The sequence below is a fragment of the Holdemania filiformis DSM 12042 genome (genome assembly GCF_000157995.1).
GTDB lineage: Bacteria > Bacillota_I > Bacilli_A > Erysipelotrichales > Erysipelotrichaceae > Holdemania > Holdemania filiformis.
Genome location: NZ_GG657553.1, coordinates 164,380 through 186,332, shown reverse-complemented (window position 1 = coordinate 186,332; position 21,953 = coordinate 164,380). Strand labels below are relative to the sequence as shown.

The 21,953-nt window shown below is 54.1% G+C and carries 18 protein-coding genes; all 18 read left to right on the top strand.

All coding sequences use genetic code 11. From position 1 onward, the window contains the following. Positions 1-673 (top strand): MlrC C-terminal domain-containing protein (locus HOLDEFILI_RS03290; protein WP_006057992.1); only part of this gene is annotated, 673 nt, incomplete at its 5' end. Positions 674-716: 43 nt separating this feature from the next. Then, positions 717-1,775 carry an AbrB family transcriptional regulator gene (locus HOLDEFILI_RS03285; RefSeq protein WP_006057991.1) on the top strand — a complete coding sequence of 353 codons (1,059 nt, stop codon included), beginning with the start codon at positions 717-719 and terminating at the stop codon, positions 1,773-1,775. 19 nt (positions 1,776-1,794) lie between these two features. Beyond that, on the top strand, positions 1,795-3,054 hold the full coding sequence (locus HOLDEFILI_RS03280; RefSeq protein WP_006057990.1) for an MFS transporter: 1,260 nt from the start codon (positions 1,795-1,797) through the stop codon (positions 3,052-3,054). Positions 3,055-3,124: 70 nt separating this feature from the next. Beyond that, positions 3,125-4,534 (top strand): glycoside hydrolase family 1 protein, encoded by a 1,410-nt coding sequence (locus HOLDEFILI_RS03275; protein ID WP_039863809.1) that lies wholly within the window; start codon positions 3,125-3,127, stop codon positions 4,532-4,534. Positions 4,535-4,537: 3 nt separating this feature from the next. Continuing rightward, entirely contained in the window at positions 4,538-5,950 is a 1,413-nt protein-coding gene (locus HOLDEFILI_RS03270; RefSeq protein ID WP_006057988.1) for a glycoside hydrolase family 1 protein, read from the top strand. Positions 5,951-6,042: 92 nt separating this feature from the next. Beyond that, positions 6,043-6,975, top strand: coding sequence for an AEC family transporter (locus tag HOLDEFILI_RS03265; protein ID WP_039863807.1), 933 nt, complete (start codon positions 6,043-6,045; stop codon positions 6,973-6,975). Between the two features lie 13 nt (positions 6,976-6,988). Further along, on the top strand, positions 6,989-8,359 hold the full coding sequence (locus HOLDEFILI_RS03260; RefSeq protein WP_006057986.1) for an MATE family efflux transporter: 1,371 nt from the start codon (positions 6,989-6,991) through the stop codon (positions 8,357-8,359). 65 nt (positions 8,360-8,424) lie between these two features. Next, a complete protein-coding gene (locus HOLDEFILI_RS03255; protein ID WP_006057985.1) occupies positions 8,425-9,216 on the top strand; it encodes an HAD hydrolase family protein in 792 nt (263 codons plus the stop codon). A gap of 338 nt (positions 9,217-9,554) precedes the next feature. Beyond that, positions 9,555-10,163 carry a DUF6088 family protein gene (locus tag HOLDEFILI_RS03250; RefSeq protein WP_006057984.1) on the top strand — a complete coding sequence of 203 codons (609 nt, stop codon included), beginning with the start codon at positions 9,555-9,557 and terminating at the stop codon, positions 10,161-10,163. Between the two features lie 4 nt (positions 10,164-10,167). Further along, positions 10,168-11,169: a nucleotidyl transferase AbiEii/AbiGii toxin family protein gene (locus HOLDEFILI_RS03245; protein ID WP_039863805.1), complete on the top strand. Its 1,002-nt coding sequence runs from the start codon at positions 10,168-10,170 to the stop codon at positions 11,167-11,169. A gap of 86 nt (positions 11,170-11,255) precedes the next feature. Next, on the top strand, positions 11,256-11,393 hold the full coding sequence (locus HOLDEFILI_RS19135) for a hypothetical protein (RefSeq protein WP_006057982.1): 138 nt from the start codon (positions 11,256-11,258) through the stop codon (positions 11,391-11,393). Positions 11,394-11,618: 225 nt separating this feature from the next. Then, the gene (locus HOLDEFILI_RS03240) at positions 11,619-13,664 is read left to right on the top strand and encodes a S9 family peptidase (RefSeq protein ID WP_050766913.1); all 2,046 of its coding nucleotides are present in this window, start codon (positions 11,619-11,621) and stop codon (positions 13,662-13,664) included. Positions 13,665-13,907: 243 nt separating this feature from the next. Beyond that, a complete protein-coding gene (locus HOLDEFILI_RS03235) occupies positions 13,908-15,356 on the top strand; it encodes a M81 family metallopeptidase (protein WP_039863803.1) in 1,449 nt (482 codons plus the stop codon). Positions 15,357-15,399: 43 nt separating this feature from the next. Beyond that, a complete protein-coding gene (locus tag HOLDEFILI_RS03230) occupies positions 15,400-16,842 on the top strand; it encodes a M81 family metallopeptidase (protein ID WP_039863802.1) in 1,443 nt (480 codons plus the stop codon). Between the two features lie 13 nt (positions 16,843-16,855). Then, positions 16,856-18,298: a M81 family metallopeptidase gene (locus HOLDEFILI_RS03225; RefSeq protein WP_156788834.1), complete on the top strand. Its 1,443-nt coding sequence runs from the start codon at positions 16,856-16,858 to the stop codon at positions 18,296-18,298. Positions 18,299-18,311: 13 nt separating this feature from the next. Beyond that, positions 18,312-19,568, top strand: coding sequence for a Zn-dependent hydrolase (locus HOLDEFILI_RS03220; RefSeq protein WP_006057976.1), 1,257 nt, complete (start codon positions 18,312-18,314; stop codon positions 19,566-19,568). A gap of 117 nt (positions 19,569-19,685) precedes the next feature. Beyond that, positions 19,686-21,128 (top strand): M81 family metallopeptidase, encoded by a 1,443-nt coding sequence (locus tag HOLDEFILI_RS03215; RefSeq protein WP_006057975.1) that lies wholly within the window; start codon positions 19,686-19,688, stop codon positions 21,126-21,128. Between the two features lie 10 nt (positions 21,129-21,138). Further along, positions 21,139-21,953 (top strand): M81 family metallopeptidase (locus HOLDEFILI_RS03210; protein ID WP_006057974.1); only part of this gene is annotated, 815 nt, incomplete at its 3' end.

The following is a 21,953-nucleotide window of genomic DNA, read 5'->3' as shown; positions in this document are numbered from 1 at the left end:
CTATGATTTCGTCTGGGCGCGGCACAAGGAATTCCATTTTACTGGGTACGCGGATGAGCCGGAGGCAGCGTGGGAAGCGATGCTCAAGCATCCGGGAAAGCCGTGCTTCTTAACCGATTCCGGCGATAACGTCACGGCCGGAGCGCCGGGCGGCAACACGGTTGTGCTGCGTCAGGTGCTGGCGGAAACCGACTATCACGGCAAGCAGATTCTGATCGCCGGGATTACCGACAAGAAGCTGTGTGAAAGCACGCTGGCTGGCAAACAGGCTGGTGATCATGTGGAATTTGACGTCGGTCCGGAAATCGACGCACTGTCGGCCAAGGTTCATTTAAGCGGAACGGTGATTTCGACCGGCGATCTGCACAATCATTATCATGATCCGAAGGTGGTCGGCGTCTGCTGGACGATCAAGCTGGATGAGAAGCCGGTCACGGTTGTGATTCAAAGCTATTCCGTCTCATTTGCGGAGCGGGCCCAGTATGAACAGGCCAACGTCGATCTGGACGCCTATGATCTGATCATCGTCAAGCAGGGCTATCTCTATCCGGAACTGAAAGCGATGGCGTCGCATTATGTCATGTCCCTGACCGACGGCGCGTGCATGCAGCGCACGGAGCGGCTGACATACAAGAAGGTCATCCGTCCGATCTATCCGCTCGACGAGATTTAACTGATGGAATAAAACGGGAGAGAAGACAAAGGGGGACGAGTGTTTGAATTGGGTTTTAACGCTGTTGGCAGGCGTCGCCGGCTGGCAGCTGGCAGCGCGGTGGAAACTGCCGGCGCCTGCGATGTTGGGCAGTATGCTCGCCGTGGGCCTGACGAATATTTTATTCGATTACGCCGCCTTGCCGATGGCGGTGAAGGTCTTCGCCCAGGCGATTTCCGGAGCCTTTATCGGCATGCAGATCGGGCGTAAAGATGTGGCGCGGATGCGCGGTCTGATCGTTCCGTTTCTGTTATTGGCGGTCATGCTGACGGTGAATACGTTTGTCGTCGGGATCGCGATCCAGAAGCTGTGCGGCTGGGACTGGATCACGGCCTTGCTTTCCTGCGTGGCCGGCGGGGTTACGGATATCTCGCTGATCGCCATGGAGATGGACGCGGATGTCGGCACCGTCGCGATGATGCAGACAGCCCGGTTAGTCGGCGTGTTGTTGTTTTTCCCGTACTGGATTCAATTCGTGACCCGGCATGAACCGAAGACCGCACCGGTGACGGAAGAAAAACCGCTGGATGCGGCGCACACGCCGCTGGACCGGCTGATTTCAACACGGTCCTCGCGGATTGTCTTCACGCTGCTGCTCAGCATCGGGTTAGGCTATCTGGGCAATGCGAGCGGTCTGCCGGCGGCGTCGATGGTGTTTCCGATGATCGCTGTTGCGGCGCTCAACTGCACGACTTCGGTCTGCGCCGTGCCGCTGGCGATCAAAAATATCGCGCAGCTTCTGGCCGGGTCGTTAGTCGGCGTGAGCATCACGGCTGCGACCTTTAGCAGCCTGTCGTCGACGCTGGTGCCGGTCGGCCTGCTTTTGCTCAGCTACTGGACGGTCAACGGTCTTTACAGCGGAATATGCAAGCGGACAAAGCTGCTGGATCTGAAATCGGCGATGTTCGCTTCCGCTCCCGGCGGCGCGACGGACATGTCGCTGATCGCCGCCGATCTGGGCGCGGATCTCTCGCAGATTGCGCTGATCCAGGTGCTGCGTGCGGCGTATGTCGTCGCGGTGATGCCGCCGCTGATCCTCGGTTTTATCCAGTGGATCGGATAGCGGAAAGAAAGGGAAAACGATGAAGCGATATTTCTATTTGGGTCTGGGCTCGCTGGCGATGTGCGTGTTCGGCTTGATGTATAACTGGACGGTCTTTGCCGGGGCGGTCAGCGCTGAACTGAACGTGTCGGCGGCCAGCGTTGCCAACGTGTTCTCAGTCTGCCAGATCTGTTTCTGCGCCGGCGGCGTGCTGAGCGGTTTTATCTACTACCGCGTCCGCTTCCGGGCAAGCATGATCACGGCCAGCCTGATGATTCTGGCCGGTTTGTTTCTGACCAGCCGGGCGGAGAACGTGATGATGATTTATGTTTGTTACAGCGTGATGTTCAGCCTGGGCGCGGGGTTTGCCTACAAGGCGTTATTGACAAGCGTCATGACGTGGTTTAACGACAAGCCGGGTCTGGCCAGCGGGATTCTGGTCATGGGCGCGGGTCTGACCGCGTTTGTGTTCAATGTGCCGACCTCGCTGATCATCGAAAGCACGGGCTGGCGTACGGCGATGACCTTATTGGCGGGGATTGCGTTCGGACTGTCGCTGCTGACGGCGGTTATCGTCCGGCCGCGCGGGGTCGTGAAGCAGGCCGGGACGCTGGAAACCGAAGAGGAAGGCCAGGTCTCCACGGGTCAGATGATGAAAAGTGCGCGCTTTTACGTTTACTTCCTCTGGAGCGTGCTGGTGCTGGCCGGATGCAGCTCACTGACCGGAACCGCGGTCAGCTGCGGAGTGTCGTTTGGGATCAGCGCGACGATGGCAGCGACGCTGTCAATGATCATCTCGCTGTTCAATTCGCTCTCGCGTGTGTTCTACGGGATTATCTACGATAAAATCGGCCGCAGGACGGCCATGGGTATCGCCACGACGCTGTTTCTGACCGCCGTTACGATCTTGTACTGCGCCTTTACGCTGGGCAGCACAACGCTGCTGGCGGTGAGCTTTATTTTCGTCGGACTCAGCTTCGGCGCGGTGCCGACGATTTCCTCGGCCTATATTCTGACAACCTTCGGTAAGAAATACTACCCGAGCAATTTCAGCGTCCAGGGAACCTATACCCTGTTCAGCCCGTTTTTAGGCACGATGTTGTTCAGCGCGCTGTTTACCGCCACCCAAAGCTATCCGGCGTCCTACAGCTATCTGATCGTCTACGCGCTGCTGGCGGCGGTGCTTTTGACGGCGCTTAACCGGCTGCTGAAGCCCGGGTGTGAAAACAATTTATCAAAGCCGCAAAGCGAAGAAAACGAAGTTTTGAGAATTTTATCCAAGCGTCGCTCAGGCGCTTAAAAAAAGATAAGAAATCTCTATAATGGAGATCAGAAAGAAATCAGTCGGCAAAGACTGGAAGGAGGTACCGATGAACGGTAAAGTCAAAAAGGATTTTTTATGGGGCACAGCCAGCGCGGCTTATCAATGTGAAGGCGGCTGGAACGAAGGCGGCAAAGGGGAAAGCAACTGGGATCAGTTCTGCCATGGACCGAAGAACGTCAAAGGCTTCACCGGCGATGTCGCGGCGGACTTTTACCACCGCTACAAAGAGGACATCCGGCTGTTGAAGGAAGGCGGCCACAACACGCTGCGCTTCTCGATCGCCTGGACGCGGATTCTGCCGGATCAAAGCGGCCAGGTCAATCCGGAAGGCGTCGCCTTCTACAAGGACGTTTTGAAGGAATGCCGGGAAAACGGCATCACGCCGAACGTCACGCTGCTGCACTACGATATCCCGGCCTGGCTGGAAGATCTGGGCGGGTATGCCAATCCGATTTTCCCGGATGAATTCGCAAAATACTGCAAGGTCGTCTTTGAGCAGTTCGGCAATGAAATCCCATTATATGTGACGATCAACGAATCGACGCACAACGCGTATTGTTCTTATCTGACCGGCAACTATCCGCCGAATATCCACAACGTGCAGACGCTGGTTCAGGTTTGTTACAATCTGGTCGTCGCCAACGCCAAGGCGATCCGCGAGTTCCGTAAGCTGAATCTGACGTCGCAGGTCGGCATCGTGCACACGACCAACACCGTCCAGATCCTCAAGGACACGCCGGAATACCGCGTGGCGCAGCGGCGCGGAGATCTGTTTAAAAACAAGTGGGTTACCGATCCGGCGATCCTGGGAAAATTCCCGGATGATCTGTTCCCGCTGTTAGAGGAAAGCGGCATCGACCTGTCGTTTGTCAAGGAAGAAGATCTCGAGATTATCAAGCACAACACGATCGATTTCCTCGGTCAGAACTGCTACACCCGCGCGCTGGTCAAACCGTACGAATCCGGGGAAACCAACTATTATCCGAATAATGTCGGAGCCGGGGTCAAGACGATCGAAGGCTATACCGTCAAGGGCTGGTTTCAGACCGACGTCGATCCGAACACGCCGAAAAATGCCTGGAGCCGCGAGATTTATCCCAAGACGGTGTACGATATGCTGATGGGAATTAAAAAGGATTACGGCGATATTCCGGTTTACATCACGGAAAACGGACATGCCCTCTACGAACAGCCGGATGCCAACGGCGAGGTCAACGACGATGAGCGGATCGAATTTCTGAAGTCGTATCTTGAATGGCTGATCAAGGCAGAAAATGAAGGCTGCAACGTCAAGGGCTACTATGCCTGGTCGACGACCGACTGCTACTCCTGGATCAATGGCTACGAAAAGCGCTACGGCTTGATTTATGTCGATTACGCCAACGGTCTGAAGCGGATTCCGAAGAAGAGCTATCACTGGTACCGCGAGTTCATCCGTGAACATACCGAGGACTGATCAATGGCTGAAAAATTTCTCTGGGGCTCCGCGACGGCAGCCTATCAATGCGAAGGCGCCTGGGACGCGGACGGCAAGGGGCCGAGCATCTGGGATCAGTTCTGCCACAGCGAAAAGAATACGACCGGGATCACCGGCGACGTGTCCTGTGATTTCTATCATCATGTCGAGGAGGATCTCCGGATGATGGCCGAGGGCGGTCAGAACACCTTCCGTTTTTCGATCAGCTGGTCACGAATTTTGCCGAAAAACGACCATGTCGTCAATCCGGCGGGTCTGGCCTTCTATGACCGTGTGCTGGACGCGTGTGAAAAATACGGCATCGTGCCCAACGTCACGCTGATCCATTATGATCTGCCGGACTATATCGGCGATCAGGGCGGCTGGTGTTATCCCGGCGTGGCCGATGAATTCGCGTTTTACTGTTCCGTGGTATTCAAGCACTTCGGCGACCGGATTCCGCTGTATGTAACGATCAATGAACCGAACCACAATGCTTACTGCGATTACTGCGTCGGCAACTATCCGCCGAATGAAACCAATCTGCAGCACTATTGCCAGTGTGCTTACAACATGGCAGTCTGCACGGCCAAGGCAATCCGTGAGTTCCGCAAGTTGAATCTCAAGGCGCAGATCGGCGTGGTGCAGGGCTGCGGCCCGGCGACCGCGCTTCAGGATACGCCGGAGTACCGCGATGCCGTCAAATATTGCAACTATTTCTGCAACGACTGGATTCTCGATCCGGCGATCAAGGGCGCTTACGATCCGGAGTTGATCGCCGCTGTCAAAGCGAAGGGCATCGACCTGTCGTTTGTGAAGGAAGAGGATCTGGAAATCATGAAGCACAACACGATTGATTTCTTAGGCCAGAACATTTACAGCCGGATGCTGGTAAAGCCGAACACCTCCGGCATCACCGCTTTCACCGTCAACAACGCCGGAAACAACGACGGCTCGGCGAGTGCCGCGCGGGAGACCCGGGCGATTGCCGGCTGGTTTGAAAGCGACCGCGATCCTAACACCAAGCTGAATCACTGGGGCCGCGAGATCTTCCCGCAGTGCGCCTACAACACGCTGATGGAGCGCAAGCGCCGCTATGGCGATATCCCGATCTACGTTACGGAAAACGGCCACGGCTGTTACGACTTCGCGGATGAAAACGGCTATGTTGAAGATGACGAGCGGATTGAGTTCCTCCGCAATTATCTTCATTATATTCTGAAGGCGAAGCAGGACGGCGTGAATCTGAAGGGCTATTACGTCTGGTCGACGATGGATCTTTACAGCTGGATCAACGGCTACAAGAAGCGCTATGGTCTGGTGCGCGTGGACTATGACGATCCGCAGCGCAAGCGCACGCCGAAGAAAAGTTATTTCTGGTACAAGCAGTTTATCGCTGAGCATCAGGATCTTTAGGCTTAATTTTAAGGCATCCTTCGCGGCAACCGCCGGCCTGCGCCGCAGCTGTCCGATCCGGATGCCTTTTCTAAATGCAAGGGGGAAAACCGATGTTTGATTTGTCTGTTTTGTTGAATGTGGAAATGCAGATTCTGATCTTTTTCGGGCTTGGTCTGCTTTTGAAGAAAAGGGGAGTGACCGACGGTCCGATCGATGCGTTTCTGTCGACGTTGATTCTGAATCTGATCATGCCGGTCAATATCTTCCTGTCCTTTTACCGCAGCGTTTCCGTCGCGGTGTTAAAAGAAAGCCTCCTGTTGGTGCTGGCGGGCGTGATCGTCGTCGTGCTCGTGTTGGGAATGTCGCGGCTTTTGCCTAAGTCGATGCCGCTAGAAAAGAAGCGGATCGCGCAGTATTCGATGCTGATATCCAACGGTTCGCTGATCGGTCTGCCTTTGATCGAAGGGCTGTGCGGAAGCATGGGTGTCGTGTATGCGAACATCTTTATGATTCCAACGCGGATTCTGTCGTTTTGCTCCGGGGAGAAATATTTCAATACGGAGTGGAAGCCGGCAGGCGCGCTGTCCGTGATGAAGAAATTCTTTTTCAATCCGATCACGATTGCGATGATCCTGGGATTTCTGTTCAACCTGGCGCGGATTCCGCTGCCGGGCGGGCTGGACGCGGTGTTCAGTTCCTTGTCCGGATGCATGAGTCCGCTGGCGCTGTTGTTAGTTGGATCGACGCTGCTGGACAGAGAATCGACAAGTATGGGATTATCGAAGGATATTGTGCAGATCAGTCTGTTCCGGCTGATCATCGCGCCGTTCTTGACCTGGATCGTTGGTGTGGCGCTGCATTTAAGCACGCCGCAGCTGATTGCCGCCGTGCTGGTCAACGCGACGCCGGTCGCCTCCACGGCCACGATCTTCTGCCGCAAGTATAATGGCAACACCAGCTATACCAGCCGCTGCGTTTTCTTTTCCACGGTTTTTTCCCTGTTTACGTTAGTGCTGGTTTCCGCTACAATGTCGATGGGATAAGGGGGAATTTTCCATGACGCGACGTCTTCAATTCAAGGTCGATCTGATTCACGGGCCGATCTTTCAAAGCTTGCTTTTCTTTGCGATACCGCTGTTTTTCTCCAATGTGTTTCAGCAGTTATACAACACCGTCGATACGATGATCGTCGGCCATGCGCTGGGTGATTTGTCACTGGCGGCAATCGGTTCCTGCGCCGCGATTTATGATTTGTTGATCGGTTTTGCGTTAGGCATCGGCAATGGTCTGGCGATCGTGACGGCGCGCAGCTACGGCGCCAACGATACGGAGCTGCTTAAAAAATCGGTGGCGGCTTCGATTGTGATCGGCCTTTTGACTTCGCTGGTGCTGACAGTAGGTGCGGAAGTGATTTTAATGCCGTTGTTGAAAATGCTGGACACGCCGCCGGAGATCATCGCCGAGGCGTTCAGCTACATTTCGGTGATCACGCGGTTCACGCTGGTCATGTTCGCGTATAATTTGTGCGCGGGTCTGCTTCGGGCAATCGGCAACAGCTTCATGCCGCTGGTCTTCTTAGTTTTATCGTCATGCCTGAATATCGGGCTGGATCTGTTTTTCATCACGCAGCTGAACATGGGCGTCGGCGGGGCGGCGGTCGCGACCGTCATCGCGCAGGGAATTTCCGTCGTCTTGTGTCTGATTTATATTTTGAAGAAAGCGCCGGTGTTAATTCCGCAGCGCCGGCACTTTAAAATCGAGCGGGGGATTTACGCGGAGATGTTAGGTCAGGGCTTGTCGATGGGCTTTATGGGCAGCATCGTTGCGGCGGGTTCCGTCGTGCTGCAGTATGGCATCAACAATCTGGGAACGCTGGTGATTGCGGGCCATACCGCGGCGCGCAAGCTGTTCATGTTCTTCAACATGCCGTTCTCCGCCATGGCGATGGCGATTTCGACGTTTGTTTCACAGAACCGGGGCGCGGATCAGCGGACGCGGATTCTCAAGGCGATGCGGTGCGCTGTGCTGTATGATATCGCGATGGCCGCAGGGGTAACCGTGATTCTGTTGTTGTTCGCGCCGGCTCTGGTTCAGCTGATTTCCGGCTCGCAGGAGGCTGTCGTGCTGAACAACGGAGCCTTGTATCTGCGGGTGGTCGGACCGTTCTATGCCGTTCTGGGCGTCTTGTTGGAAACCCGGTACGCGCTGCAGGGATTAGGCGCCAAAATGATTCCGCTGGTGTCGAGTGTAATCGAGCTGTTGGGAAAGATCGTATTCGCATTCGTGTTCATTCCGCGGTTTCAGTATCTCGCGGTGATTTTCTGCGAACCGGTGATCTGGTGTCTGATGACGGCGCAGTTGATTTACGCTTATGCTACCCATCCTTACATCCGAGGGAAAAAAGAAAAAGCGGAATTGTCGGTTTAATCCGGATCAACGATCATCGTTGAGGCAAGAGAGAGAATGAATGTGGGAAGGAAAAGGGAAAAACCATGAAACTGTTTGTATCGGATCTGGATGGGACATTGTATCCGCCCAACGTCACCGACAGCGGCGCGGAAAACCGGGCGGCGATCCAGCGCTGGCGGGCGGCGGGCAATGTGTTTGCGGTAGCGACTGCACGGATTCATCAGGCCTATCCGAAAGTGTCGGCGGATCTGGGCTTTGCGGTCGATTATCTGGGCGGCAACGGGGCTGAGTTGATCTTCAGTGATGGAACACGGATGACGCGCACTCTGAAGGCCGCGGTTTTTCTGGACGTAGCCGGCTGGCTGGCGCGGCATCATGTTGACGCCACGGTGAAAATGAATTGCCAGGGGCAATGGATCAGCAGCGACTGCCGGCATTATCCGTATGGACATCCGCACCGGCTGCGCCGTTCCCTGCTGGATTCGGTGACGTTGGCAGAAACGACGGTCGATCCGAACGCGGAGATTTTGAATCTGGGGATCATTATCCGTCCGGATCAGCGCGACGGCGTCAAACGGGCCTTGCGGGAAAAGCTGGCGGGAACCGTGGAGATCGTCAGCTCGGATTTTGATAATCTGGATCTGGTCCGGCCGGATTGTTCCAAAGCCGCCGCGCTGGGCATTCTTGCGGAGCGGATCGGCGTACCGCTGCGCGAGGTGATTGTGATCGGCGATTCGGAAAATGACGTCGGAATGTTTGACGTTGTGGACACGAGTTACTGCATGGCGCAGGCGGAGCCGGAGGTCAGACAAAAAGCGCGGTGGGTCGTGACGTCGGTGGCGGAAGCGCTGGCGCGCGAGAGCGGCCGAGGGTAGGAATCTATCTTTCCTGCTTAAAAACCGCTCAGCAGATTATGAAGACTTTAAAAAGAGGCGGAATCACGAAAAGTGTTCTGCTTTTCTTTCTATTAGGAAAGTGCATTATTTAAGGATAGGGAACAAAGAACCCTGAGCAGAAAGCAAGATAAGAGCAGCAAGCTGCGTTGATTATAAAATCAAATAATAAATAGCGTAGATATTTTACCTTTTTGTCAGGTGATGTCTTATTTCATGAATAGATTATTCCAAGTTAATACTATGAATATAACTTAAAGATACTATTGGAATAATGTCCTGAATATTGTATAATATTCGGGACAAAAGGAGGAATTAACTTGGCAAATAGTTATTCCAGAAAGATTCAAGAAAGGATTCGGGATGCTGCCGAAGGAACTGTTTTCATCGGCGCAGATTTTGCCGATATTGCAGATACAGAAACGGTAAGACGAAATTTAAATCGTTTGACACAGGCAGGCTTAATCCGACGAGTTCTAAAGGGAGTTTATGAAAAGCCAGAATACAGCGAAATGCTGAAGGAATATGTAGCGGCAGATCCGGAAGTCGTAGCCAAAGCGCTGGCTCGGAATTATCACTGGAGCATTGCCCCGTGCGGGAATACAGCTCTGAATTTGTTGGGACTTTCTACACAGGTAACAGCGGTTTGGTCCTATATCAGCGATGGTCCTTATAAGACCTATGAATGGGATTCCACAAAGCTGGAATTTAAGCATCGAACAAACAAAGAGATTACGGGACTTTCCTATATGACGATCCTTGTAATTCAGGCATTGAAAACATTGGGGAAAGCAAACGTTACAGAGAAAACGATCCAGATACTTCGTTTTCGGTTGAGTAAAGAGGACAAAGCGGTTATGTTAACAGAGGCGGCAGAGTCCACGGATTGGGTTTATAATACAATTCGGAAGATTGCGGAGAGGGACTGAAAAAGTGATAAATGTTGCTAGATTTTCGGACAATGATAAACGGATACTCTTCAGAAACACAGCTCATAAAATGGGGCTGAATGATACCGTTGTGGAAAAGGACTTCTGGGTTTGCTTTACACTCGATTATTTATTTCATCGGTCTCCTTGGATGGATTTCATAACGTTTAAGGGGGGGACCAGCCTTTCAAAAGCCTTCAATCTGATCAGCCGGTTTTCGGAAGATATTGATCTGATCCTGGACTGGCGGTTATTAGGATATGGCAAAGACGAGCCTTGGGAACAGCGTTCAAACACAAAGCAGGATGCATTTAACAAAGAGGCTAACATCAGGGCAGAGATTTTTTTGACTGAAATTTTCTGCCCGGCAATCAGGAAGGATTTGTCACAAGAGCTTGGCTGTGAAGTAAACATTAAAATGGACGAAAAAGAAAAGCAGACAGTCATTTTTTCTTATCCGAAACTGTTTACCAATACCGGAATCCTGCAGGTGATTCGTTTGGAAATTGGAGCCTTGGCGGCATGGACGCCAGCGATGACAGCCGAGATAACACCCTATGCCGCGAAGTATTATCCTGATATTTTTCGCCAGAAAAGCACCTCCATTTTGACTGTAGCTCCAGAACGGACATTTTGGGAAAAGGCTACAATCTTACATCATGAGGCGAACAGGCCGGAACATTTGGAAATGCCTCAGCGCTATTCCCGACATTATTATGACGTATACCGAATGGCTGATTCCCCAGTAAAGGAATCTGCCTTTTCACAGCTTGATCTTCTGAAGAAAGTTGTGAACTTCAAAATGAAGTTTTATCCACGGGCTTGGGCAAAGTATCCAGAAGCTGTGCCAGGGACGCTAAAGCTTATACCAGCGGAGTATCGTTTTGCAGCTTTGAAGGCAGACTACGAGGCTATGAAAGATATGCTTTTCGGAGATGTTCCTAAGTTTGAGACAGTAATCGCTGGAGTCCGGGAATTGGAAAAAGAAATCAATATGCTCAAATAAGCATAATTTGGTGAGAATTTTGTGTTTTTAGATTATTTCCATCGTCCTGTGAGGGCCACGAAAGAACGCTTTTAAATTATGATTTCATGATTAAGGATCTGCCTTCGCTGATCCTTGATGACGAAAATCAAAATGTTTATTATGAAGTGCTGCTGGTATATGACGAACAGGAAGATGTGGAAGCCATGCGGACGTTTATTGAATTTTCGTTGATCAAAACATGAAAAAAACGTTGAAAAGAAAGCGCCTGAGGTATCAATACTCGGATCATAAACGCTGAAGACTGGAAACAGTCTTTTTTGTTTGTGATTTTTTTGTATCGTAGAAAATTGAATCAAATTGAGAGAGTGAAGGGGAATGACGGTGAGAATTTCATTCGATCTGACCGCAGGGGCTTTTCTTCAATATTGAGAGACGTTAAAGTAAAAGCAGGAAGGAACGTGATCGGAATGGAACCTGTTTTAATGGAAGATCTTGAACGTTACTGCTTTTTATCGGAGCTGACCGGAAATCACAATGTGGATCATCCGGTATATGTCTGTGTTGTCGGACGGATGGATAAGGAAGCGAATCGCTATCGCTATACATTAAAAATGCAGAAAAGCGGAGAATGGCGGACGGTCTGCGAGCTGGATAAGCCAGGTGTCCTGTTGTTTCTCGATGCGGATACGCTGTTGTTAAGCGGGGTGAAATCCACGGATGCCCCAGTCCAGCCGGATTCTGTCCCAACCCGGTTTTCCACATTCTCATGTTCTGCGGAGGAATGGAAAGAAACGTTCACGCTGCCGCTGAAGACGGCGGATGTGCAGCGACTGACGAAAACCCAGCTGCTGATCAAAGCGGAAATTCAGCTGGAAACCGCCGATGCTTATGCCTTGGATCCGGAACAGGCTGAGGTCTGGCAAAAAACACAGCGGGAAAATGCTGACTATACCGTGCTGGAAGAACTGCCGTGGTGCGCGGATGGCCGCGGCATTATTCAGGGAAAACGGATGCGGTTGTTTGTTTACGACACATTAACCACAGAATTATTCCCGCTGACCGATCCGCGGATGAACTGCGGCAGCGTTTCCGCCTGCCCTGAGTTGGGGAAAGCTTTGTTTACCGGAATGACCTACGAACGGAAAGCCTCTCAACGCGAAGGCTTGTATTGCTTCGACACCCAAACGGGAAGTGTGACGACATTGATTGAAGAAGGGGTTTACCGGCGGATCAAAGAGCCGCGTTTTGTCAGCGGAACGATCGTGTTCGCCGCGACCGACGGACTGCGGTATGGCAAGAATGAATCGCTGAACTTCTACGCGCTGAATCCGGATACCGGTGCTGTGACGCTGTTGGCAAAGCTGGATGATCCGCTGGGCAGCTCGATCGTTACCGACTGCCGGTTAAGCAGCGGCAGCGCGGTAAAAACGGACGGGACTTCGCTATACTTTACAATGACTCAAGGCTGGACGACGCCTTTATTCCAGCTTGATCTGAAAGGAAATCTCAGACAAGTGCTGGATTTCAACGGTTCTATTGACGATTTTGACGTGACAGGACAAACCGTGCGGTTTATCGGTCAGCGGGCCCATCGACTTCAGGAAATCGAACAGGCACAACTGCCGCAAGGCAAGCTGACTTCGCTGACGGACTGGAACGCGGACGCGCTGGCCGATCGCGATGTCATCCAGCCGCGGTATCTGTCATTTCATTCTGGCGGAAGGCAGATCGACGGCTGGGTTCTGACGCCATGGCATTATGATCCAAGCCAACGATATCCGGCGGTATTGGAAATCCACGGCGGCCCCAATACCGCTTATGGCGAAGTTTTCCACCATGAAATGCAGATGCTGGCAGGCAAGGGATATTTCGTTCTTTTCTGCAATCCGGTCGGCTCCGTCGGCCGCGGAGACGCATTTGCGGATATCCGCGGGCGGTATGGCTGCGAGGATTATCAAAATTTGATGGATTTTCTCGACGAAGCCATTCAGGCCTATCCGGCAATCGATCCAAAACGAATCGCGGTGAGCGGGGGCAGCTACGGCGGGTTTATGGTCAACTGGATGATCGGCCATACACATCGCTTTGCCTGCGCCATCAGTCAGCGCTCGATCGCCAATTTTATGACGATCTACGGTCTCAGCGACTTCGGCTATTATTTCGTGCGCGATCAGCTAAGCGCAGATCCATTGAATGAACAGGATCAGGCCAGGCTGTGGCGTCATTCGCCACTGCGCTATGCCGGACAGGTCAAGACGCCGACGCTGTTTCTGCATTCGGAAGACGATCATCGCTGCTCGATCAGCGAGGGCTTGCAGATGTTTACCGCTTTAAGCGATCGCGGCGTACCGACCCGGATGGTGTGCTTCAAGGGTGAACATCATGAGCTGAGCCGCAGCGGCAAGCCGCTGCACCGTCTGCGCCGGCTCGCGGAGATCCAGTGCTGGCTTGACCGCTATTGTCCAGCCAACGCGCCTTCACAATCGGTATTTCCGGGGGAAGAAGGACGCTGATCCCCTTCCTTTTTTCCTTGCTGAAAAGAAAGGGAAATCCCGTCGAATCCCGTCCGAAATAAGATTGACACGTCTGGCGAAATCGCTTACAATAAAAACGAAGTTGGATTGTTATTGTTTTACAAAACAAGCAAAACCAATTTGCAGGGCTTTTGTTCTGCAGATTGGTTTTTTTGTTTTTCATGGTGATTGTCCATAAAATTACAGTTCAGCTTGCAGGATACGGAAAGAGAGGAATTCCTTATGAAAGTCTTGATCGGCCAGTTTGTTACGGAATCCAACGCCAACATTCCCCATCAGTGTGAAATCACGGATTATGACATCGCCTTCGGCGAGGAATGTATCCAGAAGATGCAGATCCGTCCGGTTTTTGAGAAGCACGGGATCGAGCTGATTCCTTCGATTTACGCCAATGCCGGAGCGGCGGGCGTCGTCAGTCCGCGCGCGTTCGCTTATATTGAAAGCTGCTTTCTGAAGGCAGTGCGGGAACATCTCCATGAGATCGACGGAATTTATTTCATGCTTCATGGCGCGAGCGAGGTCGCAGAGCTGGAAGGCGGATCCGGCGATCATCACATTCTCCAGGAAGTCCGCAAGCTGGTCGGCCCTTATGTTCCGATCGCGGTGGCCTGTGATCCGCATGGCAATCTGAAACAGGACTATGTCGAATCGATTCAGATTCTGCGCAGCTATCGGCAGTCGCCGCATACGGATAAGGAAGAAACCTATGAAAAGGTGACGAGCTTGTTATGCGAGCTGCTGAAGCACCGCCAGGCAATCCACGCCGTGTACCGCAAGCTTCCGTTAATTCTGGGTGGGGAACAGAGCGTTTCCGCAGACGAACCGGTGCGCTCAATCAACCGGTATATGGATGAACTGGAACAGGATCCGCGGATTCAGAGCTGTTCCTGGCATGTCGGCTATATCCGCCATGACTGCGATGTCGCGGGCTGCGGCATCGTCGTGGTGCCGGCCCAGACCGAGGATCAGGCCTATGCGGAAACGATCGCCGATCAGTTGGCGGCGTATGTCTGGGACCGCCGCCATGAATTCCATTACACCGGTCTGACCGCAAAACCCGAGGAAGCACTGGCGATGACGCTGGCGTTTGAGGGAAGTCCGGCGGTGATCACCGATTCCGGAGATAATACGACCTCCGGCGCAACCGGCTGGAACACGTTTGTGCTGCGTCAGGTGTTAGCGGTGGAAGCACTGAAAAAAAGCTTCCTGTTCGCACCGATCTGCGATCCGAAGACCGCGGATCAGCTGAAAACCTGTCAGCCGGGCGAAACGGTCCGGATTGATCTGGGCGTGGGCTACGACGCGCTTTCAGAAAGCGTCCCGCTGGACGTCATCGTGAAAAGCCATGGTGAAATCGCACGCTTTGTCGGCGAGGAACTGATCAAAGTCTTCGGCAGCTGCACGCTGGTAAGCGTCAAAGACCGGCCGATTGATATTATCATTTCAAACACCAGCCAGCCGATCATCGTCAATCCGCAGCTGCGCCACCTTGGGATCGAATGGACGGATTACGACGTCACGGTCGTGAAGCAAGGCTATATCTTCCCGGATTTCAAAGCGCAGGCCCAATTCTACGTCATGTCGCTGACCGACGGCGCGACCCCGCAGGACACCGCTTCGATTCCCTTCAAGCGGATCATGCGGCCGATGTTCCCGATCGATCAGATTTAAAGCCAGTAAGTTCAAATCAATGTGTTCCAAGGAGGAAATTAAGATGAAAGTTATGGTAGGCTTATTTACAACCGAATCCAATGCCAACGTGCCGGGGAAAAACGAGATCGGCAGCTACGATCTCGGCTTCGGCGACGACTGTGTCCGCAAGCTGCGTGTCGGCGAGGTATTCCAGGCGGCCGGGATCGACGTGATTCCATCCGTGTATGCCAGCGCCGGGGCCTCCGGCGTGATCACGCGCGAAACCTTCGATTACATCGAATCGCTGTTTGTCCGCACGGTCAAAGAACATCTCCATGAGATCGACGGCATCTATCTGCATCTGCACGGCGCCAGCGAGGTGGAGGGGCTGGGCTCCGGGGATCATCACATCCTGGCCGCGATCCGCAAGCTGACCGGCCCGTATCTGCCGATCGCCGTAGCCTGTGATCCGCATGGCAACCTGTGCCAGGAATATGTGGACAACTGCACGATACTGCGCAGCTACCGTGAATCCCCGCACACCGACGCGGATGAAACCAAACGTCAGGTCGCGCAGATGTTATGCGATCTGTTGAAGCACCGTCAGAACATTCATGCGATTTACCGCAAGCTGCCGTTAATCCTCGGCGGGGAACAGAGCGTGTCGACGGATGAGCCGGTTCGCTCGATCAATCAGTTTATGAATGAGCTGGAACAGGATCCGCGGATTTTGAGCTGTTCCTGGCATGTCGGCTACATCCGTCACGACAGCGACGTCGCCGGCTGCGGCATCGTCGTCGTCCCCGCCACGGAAAAAGACAGCGCCTATGCGGAAACGGTTGCGGATCAGCTGGCTGCCTATGTCTGGGACCGCCGGCATGAATTTCACTACACCGGCCTGACCGCGAAACCGGAAAAAGCGCTGGAAATGGCGCTGGCCTTTGAAGGCAAGCCGGTATTTATCACCGATTCCGGGGATAACGTCACCTCCGGCGCGACCGGCTGGAATACGTTTATCTTACGTCAGGTGCTGGCCGTTCCGCAGCTGACCAAGCGCTTCCTGTTTTCCAATATCTGCGATCCGGATACCTGGCAGCTTCTCGATTCGCTGCCGTCCGGGACAGAAACTCAGATCACGCTGGGCGTTGGCGCCGACGCGAATTCCGCACCGGTTACGCTCGATGTGATCGTGCGAAGCAAGGGCAGTCTGCGCGGATATCTGATGCATGATCACGATGCGCATTACGGGGATGCCGTCGTCGTGTCCGTCAAGGGTCTGCCGATCGAGATCAGCGTGGCGTCCACGCGCCAGACGATGTGTGAGAAACATCAGTTTGATGCGCTGGGGATTGATTGGGATGATTACGACGTAATCGTCGTCAAACAGGGCTATATCTTCCCGGATCTCAAAGCGAAGGGCCAGCTGTGCATCATGTCGCTGACCGACGGCGCGACGCCGCAGGATACCGCCTCGATTCCCTTCAAGCAGATTCAGCGGCCGATGTTTCCAATCGATGAGATTTAAGGAGGGAAAAACGATGAAAGTTATGATCGGCACGTTGTATGCCGAATGCAACGATCAGATTCCAACGCGGGCCCGGCTGGAAAATTTCGATCTGGCCCGGGGCGAAGCCTGCATCGATAAAATGAAGATCCGGTCTGTTTTTGAACAGGCGCAGATCACGCTCATTCCGGCGCTGTATGCCGACGGCGGATCAACCGGCGTGATCGAGCGGCCGGCTTACGATTATATTGAATCCCAGATGCTTCAGACGTTAAAAACGCATCTTCACGAACTGGACGGAATCTATTTGTTTCTGCACGGTGCCAGTGAGGTGGAAGGAATGGGGTCCGGCGAACACCGGCTGCTGAAAAAAATCCGGGAGCTGACCGGGCCGTATCTGCCGATTGCCGTCACCGCTGACCCGCACGGCAACCTGTGCCAGGACTATGTGGAACAATGCACGATCCTGCGCAGCTACCGCGAATCACCGCACACCGACGCCGACGCGACGAAACGCCGAGTCGCGCAGATGTTGTGCGATCTGTTAAAAAAACGGCAGAATATCCATGCCCTTTACCGCAAGCTGCCGTTGATCTTAGGCGGGGAACAGAGCGTGTCGACAGATGAACCGGTGCGCTCAATCAATCAGTATATGGATGAGCTGGAACAGGATCCGCGGATCTTAAGCTGTTCCTGGCATGTCGGTTATATCCGTCACGATACCGACGTCGCCGGCTGCGGCATCGTCGTGGTGCCGGCCACGGAAAGCGACAGCGCTTATGCGGAAACGATTGCGGATCAGCTGGCGGAATACGTCTGGCAAAAACGCCATGAATTCCACTACACCGGCCTGACTGCCGGTTTGGAGGAAGCGCTGGACATGGCTGTCAATTTTGAAGGCAAACCGGTGTTTATCAGCGATTCCGGGGATAATGTCACCTCCGGGGTGACCGGCTGGAACACGTTGGTATTACGCCGTGTATTGGCGCGGAAGACGCGGACAAAATCATTTCTGTTTGCGGCAATCTGCGATCCCGGAGCATTTGGGAAGCTTAACGCCCTGGCGGTGGGATCCGCCGCGGAGTTTACGCTGGGCGTCAATCATGATGCCTGCTCGGAAAGCGTGGCGCTGCGGGGAACGGTCAAAGCCAAAGGCAAGCTGATGGGCTATGCGTTGCATGACGTCAACGCGGTGTTCGGCGAATGTGTCGTTGTATCGCTGCAGGATGAGAACATCGACGTGATTGTCAGCAGCACCCGGCAGGTGCTGTGCGAGCAGCATCAGTTTGAAAACGCCGGCGTGAACTGGGACGATTACGATGTGATCGTCGTGAAGCAGGGCTATATTTTTCCAGAGTGCAAGGCGAAGGGCAGACTGTGCGTCATGGCGCTGACTCCGGGAGCGACGCCGCAGAACACCGCGATGATTCCGTTCAAGCGGATTCAGCGGCCGATGTTTCCGATCGATCAAATATAAGGAGAACAAGAAGATGGAAATTAATGCCCAACGGTTATGGAACCGGCTTCATCAGTTAGGCCAGATCGGCGTCGATCCGCAGGGCGGCGTCACCCGCTGGACTTTTACCGACGCGGATACTCAGGCGAAGAACTGGCTGATCAGCGAAATGAAGGCGGCCGGGCTGGACGTGCATGAGGATCCGGTCGGCAACGTCATCGGCGTCTACAATCCCGGCGGCAGCCCGTTAGCGCCGGTGCTGTGCGGCTCCCACTTCGACACCGTGCGCAATGCCGGCATTTTCGACGGCTGTCTGGGACTGTTGGCGGGCGTGGAAGCGGCGCAGACGTTCAAGGAAAATCAAATAGACTTGAAACGGCCGCTGTGGATTATCGGCTACCGCGATGAGGAAGGCAACCGGTTCAATTCCGGGATGATCGGAAGCAAGACGGTCACCGGAAAGGCGCTGCCTGAAGATTTCCTGGTTCAGGACGCGGCGGGCATCACGCTGAAGGAGGCGATGGAACGCTGCGGATATCACCCGGAAGCGTATCGTCAGGGTCAGATCGATCCGATTTATGCCAGCGTGGAACTGCATATCGAACAAGGCAAGGTTCTGGAACAGAATCAATGTCCGGTCGGGATCGCCGAAGGCATTCCGTATCTGCGCTTCTATGAAGTGACGCTGAGCGGATGCAGCGGTCATGCGGGGGCGACGCCGATGAACGACCGGCAGGATCCCGTGCTGGCGATGACCGAATGGATTCGTCAGATCACGGAATCAGCCCGTCAGAAGCCCTACACCGTCGCAACGGTCGGCTGCATTCAGACCTTCCCCGGCTCCACGAACGTCATCTGCGATCACGTCACCTTCACGCTGGACATCCGCAGTCTGGACGAGGCTCAGATTGAAGCCTGCCTGCGGGAAATCGAGATATTGGAAGCCCGCCTGAAAAGCGAGGGTATTCAGGTCCGGCGCGAACTGCGGCATATTCTGTATGGCATGGATTGCGATGAACGGCTGAAACACCAGCTGGAAACGATTGTGGAAAAGCGGAATCTGCCGGTCTTCCGGCTGATGAGCGGCGCGGGCCATGACAGTCAGAATTTCAAGGATGTCTGCCCGTGCGCGATGATTTTCGTCCGCTCGGTCAACGGCTATTCGCACCGCAAGGAAGAATATACGCCGATCGAAGACTGCGCGGCGGGCGCGAATGTGCTGATGGATATGCTTTATCAGCTGGCCAACGAAGAAGATCGTGCATCGTCATCCCCGCAAACGATCCTTTGAAACGATTGCCCGGTGATCAGCGCCGGTTCGTTTCTGATCGCCATCCATAGAAGGAAAAGAAACAAGCATCATTGAAAAAATCCAATTAACCCATGATAAATAAGGAGAGAAGTCACTATGAAAGTTTTGATGGGAACCTTCGTCACAGAATCCAACGCCAACGTCCCGGCTAAAACCCGGATCAACCATTACGATATGGCCTTCGGCGAGGACTGTCTGCGCAAGATGAACGTTGCGGACATCTACGCCGCGGCCGGAATTGAAACGATCGGTGCGATCTACGCCGACGCCGGCGGCAACGGCGTGGTCACAAAAGACGCGTTTGATTACATCGAAGGCTGTTTTGCGGACACGGTCCGGGCGCACCTGCAGGAGATCGACGGAATTTATCTGTTTCTGCACGGCGCCAGCGAAGTCGAGGAGATCGGCTCCGGCGATCATCACATCCTGAAAACAATCCGAGAAATAACCGGCCCGTATCTGCCGATCGCTGTGGTCTGCGATCCGCACGGCAACCTGTGCCAGGAATATGTGGACAACTGTACGATTCTGCGCAGCTACCGCGAATCCCCGCATACCGATGCCCAAGCATCCAAACGCATCGTTTCGCAGATGCTGTGCGACCTGCTTCACGACCGCCAGCACATCCACGCCGTATACCGCAAGCTGCCGCTGATCCTGGGGGGCGAACAGAGCGTGTCGGCGGATGAACCGGTGCGTTCAATCAACCGCTATATGGACGAGCTGGAACACGATCCGCGGATCCGCAGCGTGTCCTGGCATGTCGGCTACATCCGGCATGACTGCGACGTGGCCGGCTGCGGGATTGTCGTCGTACCTCAGAACACCGCCGATCAGGCCTATGCGGAAACCATCGCCGATCAGCTGGCAGAAACTGTCTGGAACAAGCGCCATGAATTCCATTATACAGGATTGACCGCCCATCCGGACGAAGCGTTGAAAATGGCGCTGGACTGCGCGGAAAAACCAGTGTTCATCACCGATTCCGGCGATAACGTCACCTCCGGCGCAACCGGCTGGAACACGTTCGTTCTGCGTCAGGTTTTAGCGGTAAAGGAGTTGAACAAACGCTTCCTGTTTGCGACGATCTGCGATCCGGCCGCCTATGAAACGCTGGCGAAGCTGCCGGACGGCACGGAAACAAACTTGAAACTGGGTGTCGGTTATGACGAATACTCCGCCCCGGTGACGCTGGAAGTCGTCGTGAAATCAAAGGGTGAGCTGCGCGGCTTCATGTACCGCGATCACAACCGGGCTTATGGCTACTGCGTCACGGTCAGCGTGAAGGGACTGCCTGTCGATATCCTGGTTGCCAGCAATCGTCAGGCGATGGTGGAAATTCACCAGTTTACCGACGCCGGCATTCAATTGGACGACTACGATGTGATCGTCGTCAAGCAAGGCTATATCTTCCCGGAACTCAAGGCTGCGGGCAAGCTGTGCGTGATGTCGCTGACCGGCGGCGCGACGCCGCAGGACACCGCGTCGATTCCGTTTAAACGAATTATGCGGCCGATGTTTCCGATCGACCAGATATGAGGTGAAGATCATGAAAATAATCGCGGCTAAATTTACCCTGGAAGCCAACGAACACGTCCCGATGTTCTGCGATCTGGAAAACACCGCCCTGAGCTTTGGCAAAGAGGCGCTGTCGCACATGCAGCTGGGTGATGTCTTTGACCGTCCGGACATCGAACTGATCCCGGTTCTCTGCGCTGATGCCGGCTGCAGCGGCGTGATGCGCAAGGGGTGTTTCGATTATCTCGAACAGCGGATTCTCAATGCCGTCCGCGAACATTTGCCAGAGCTGGATGGGATCTATCTGCATCTGCACGGCGCGAGCTTCGTGGAGGAAATCGGCAGCGGCGAGCAGCATTTAGTGCGGGAAATCCGCAAGCTGACCGGGCCGTATCTGCCGCTCGCGATCGCCTGCGACCCGCACGGCAATCTGACGCGGGACTATGTGGAAAACACGACGTTTATCCGCTCTTACCGGGAAGCACCGCACACCGATATCGCGGCGACAGTGCAGCGCACCGCCCGCACGCTGATCGAGCGGATCGAACATCCGCAGAGCGCCCGTCCGGTGTACCGCAAGCTGCCGTTGATTCTGGGCGGGGAACAAAGCGTTTCGCTGGATGAACCCGTGCGTACCATCAACCAATTTATGGATCAGCTGGAACAGGATCCGCGGATCTTAAGCTGTTCGTGGCACGTCGGTTATCTGCGTCACGACTGCCCGGAGGCCGGCTGCGGGATCGTCGTGATTCCCCAGACGGAAGCCGATCAGGCGTATGCCGAAACGATCGCCGATCAGCTGGCGGAATTCGTCTGGAACAAACGCCATGAATTCCACCACACCGG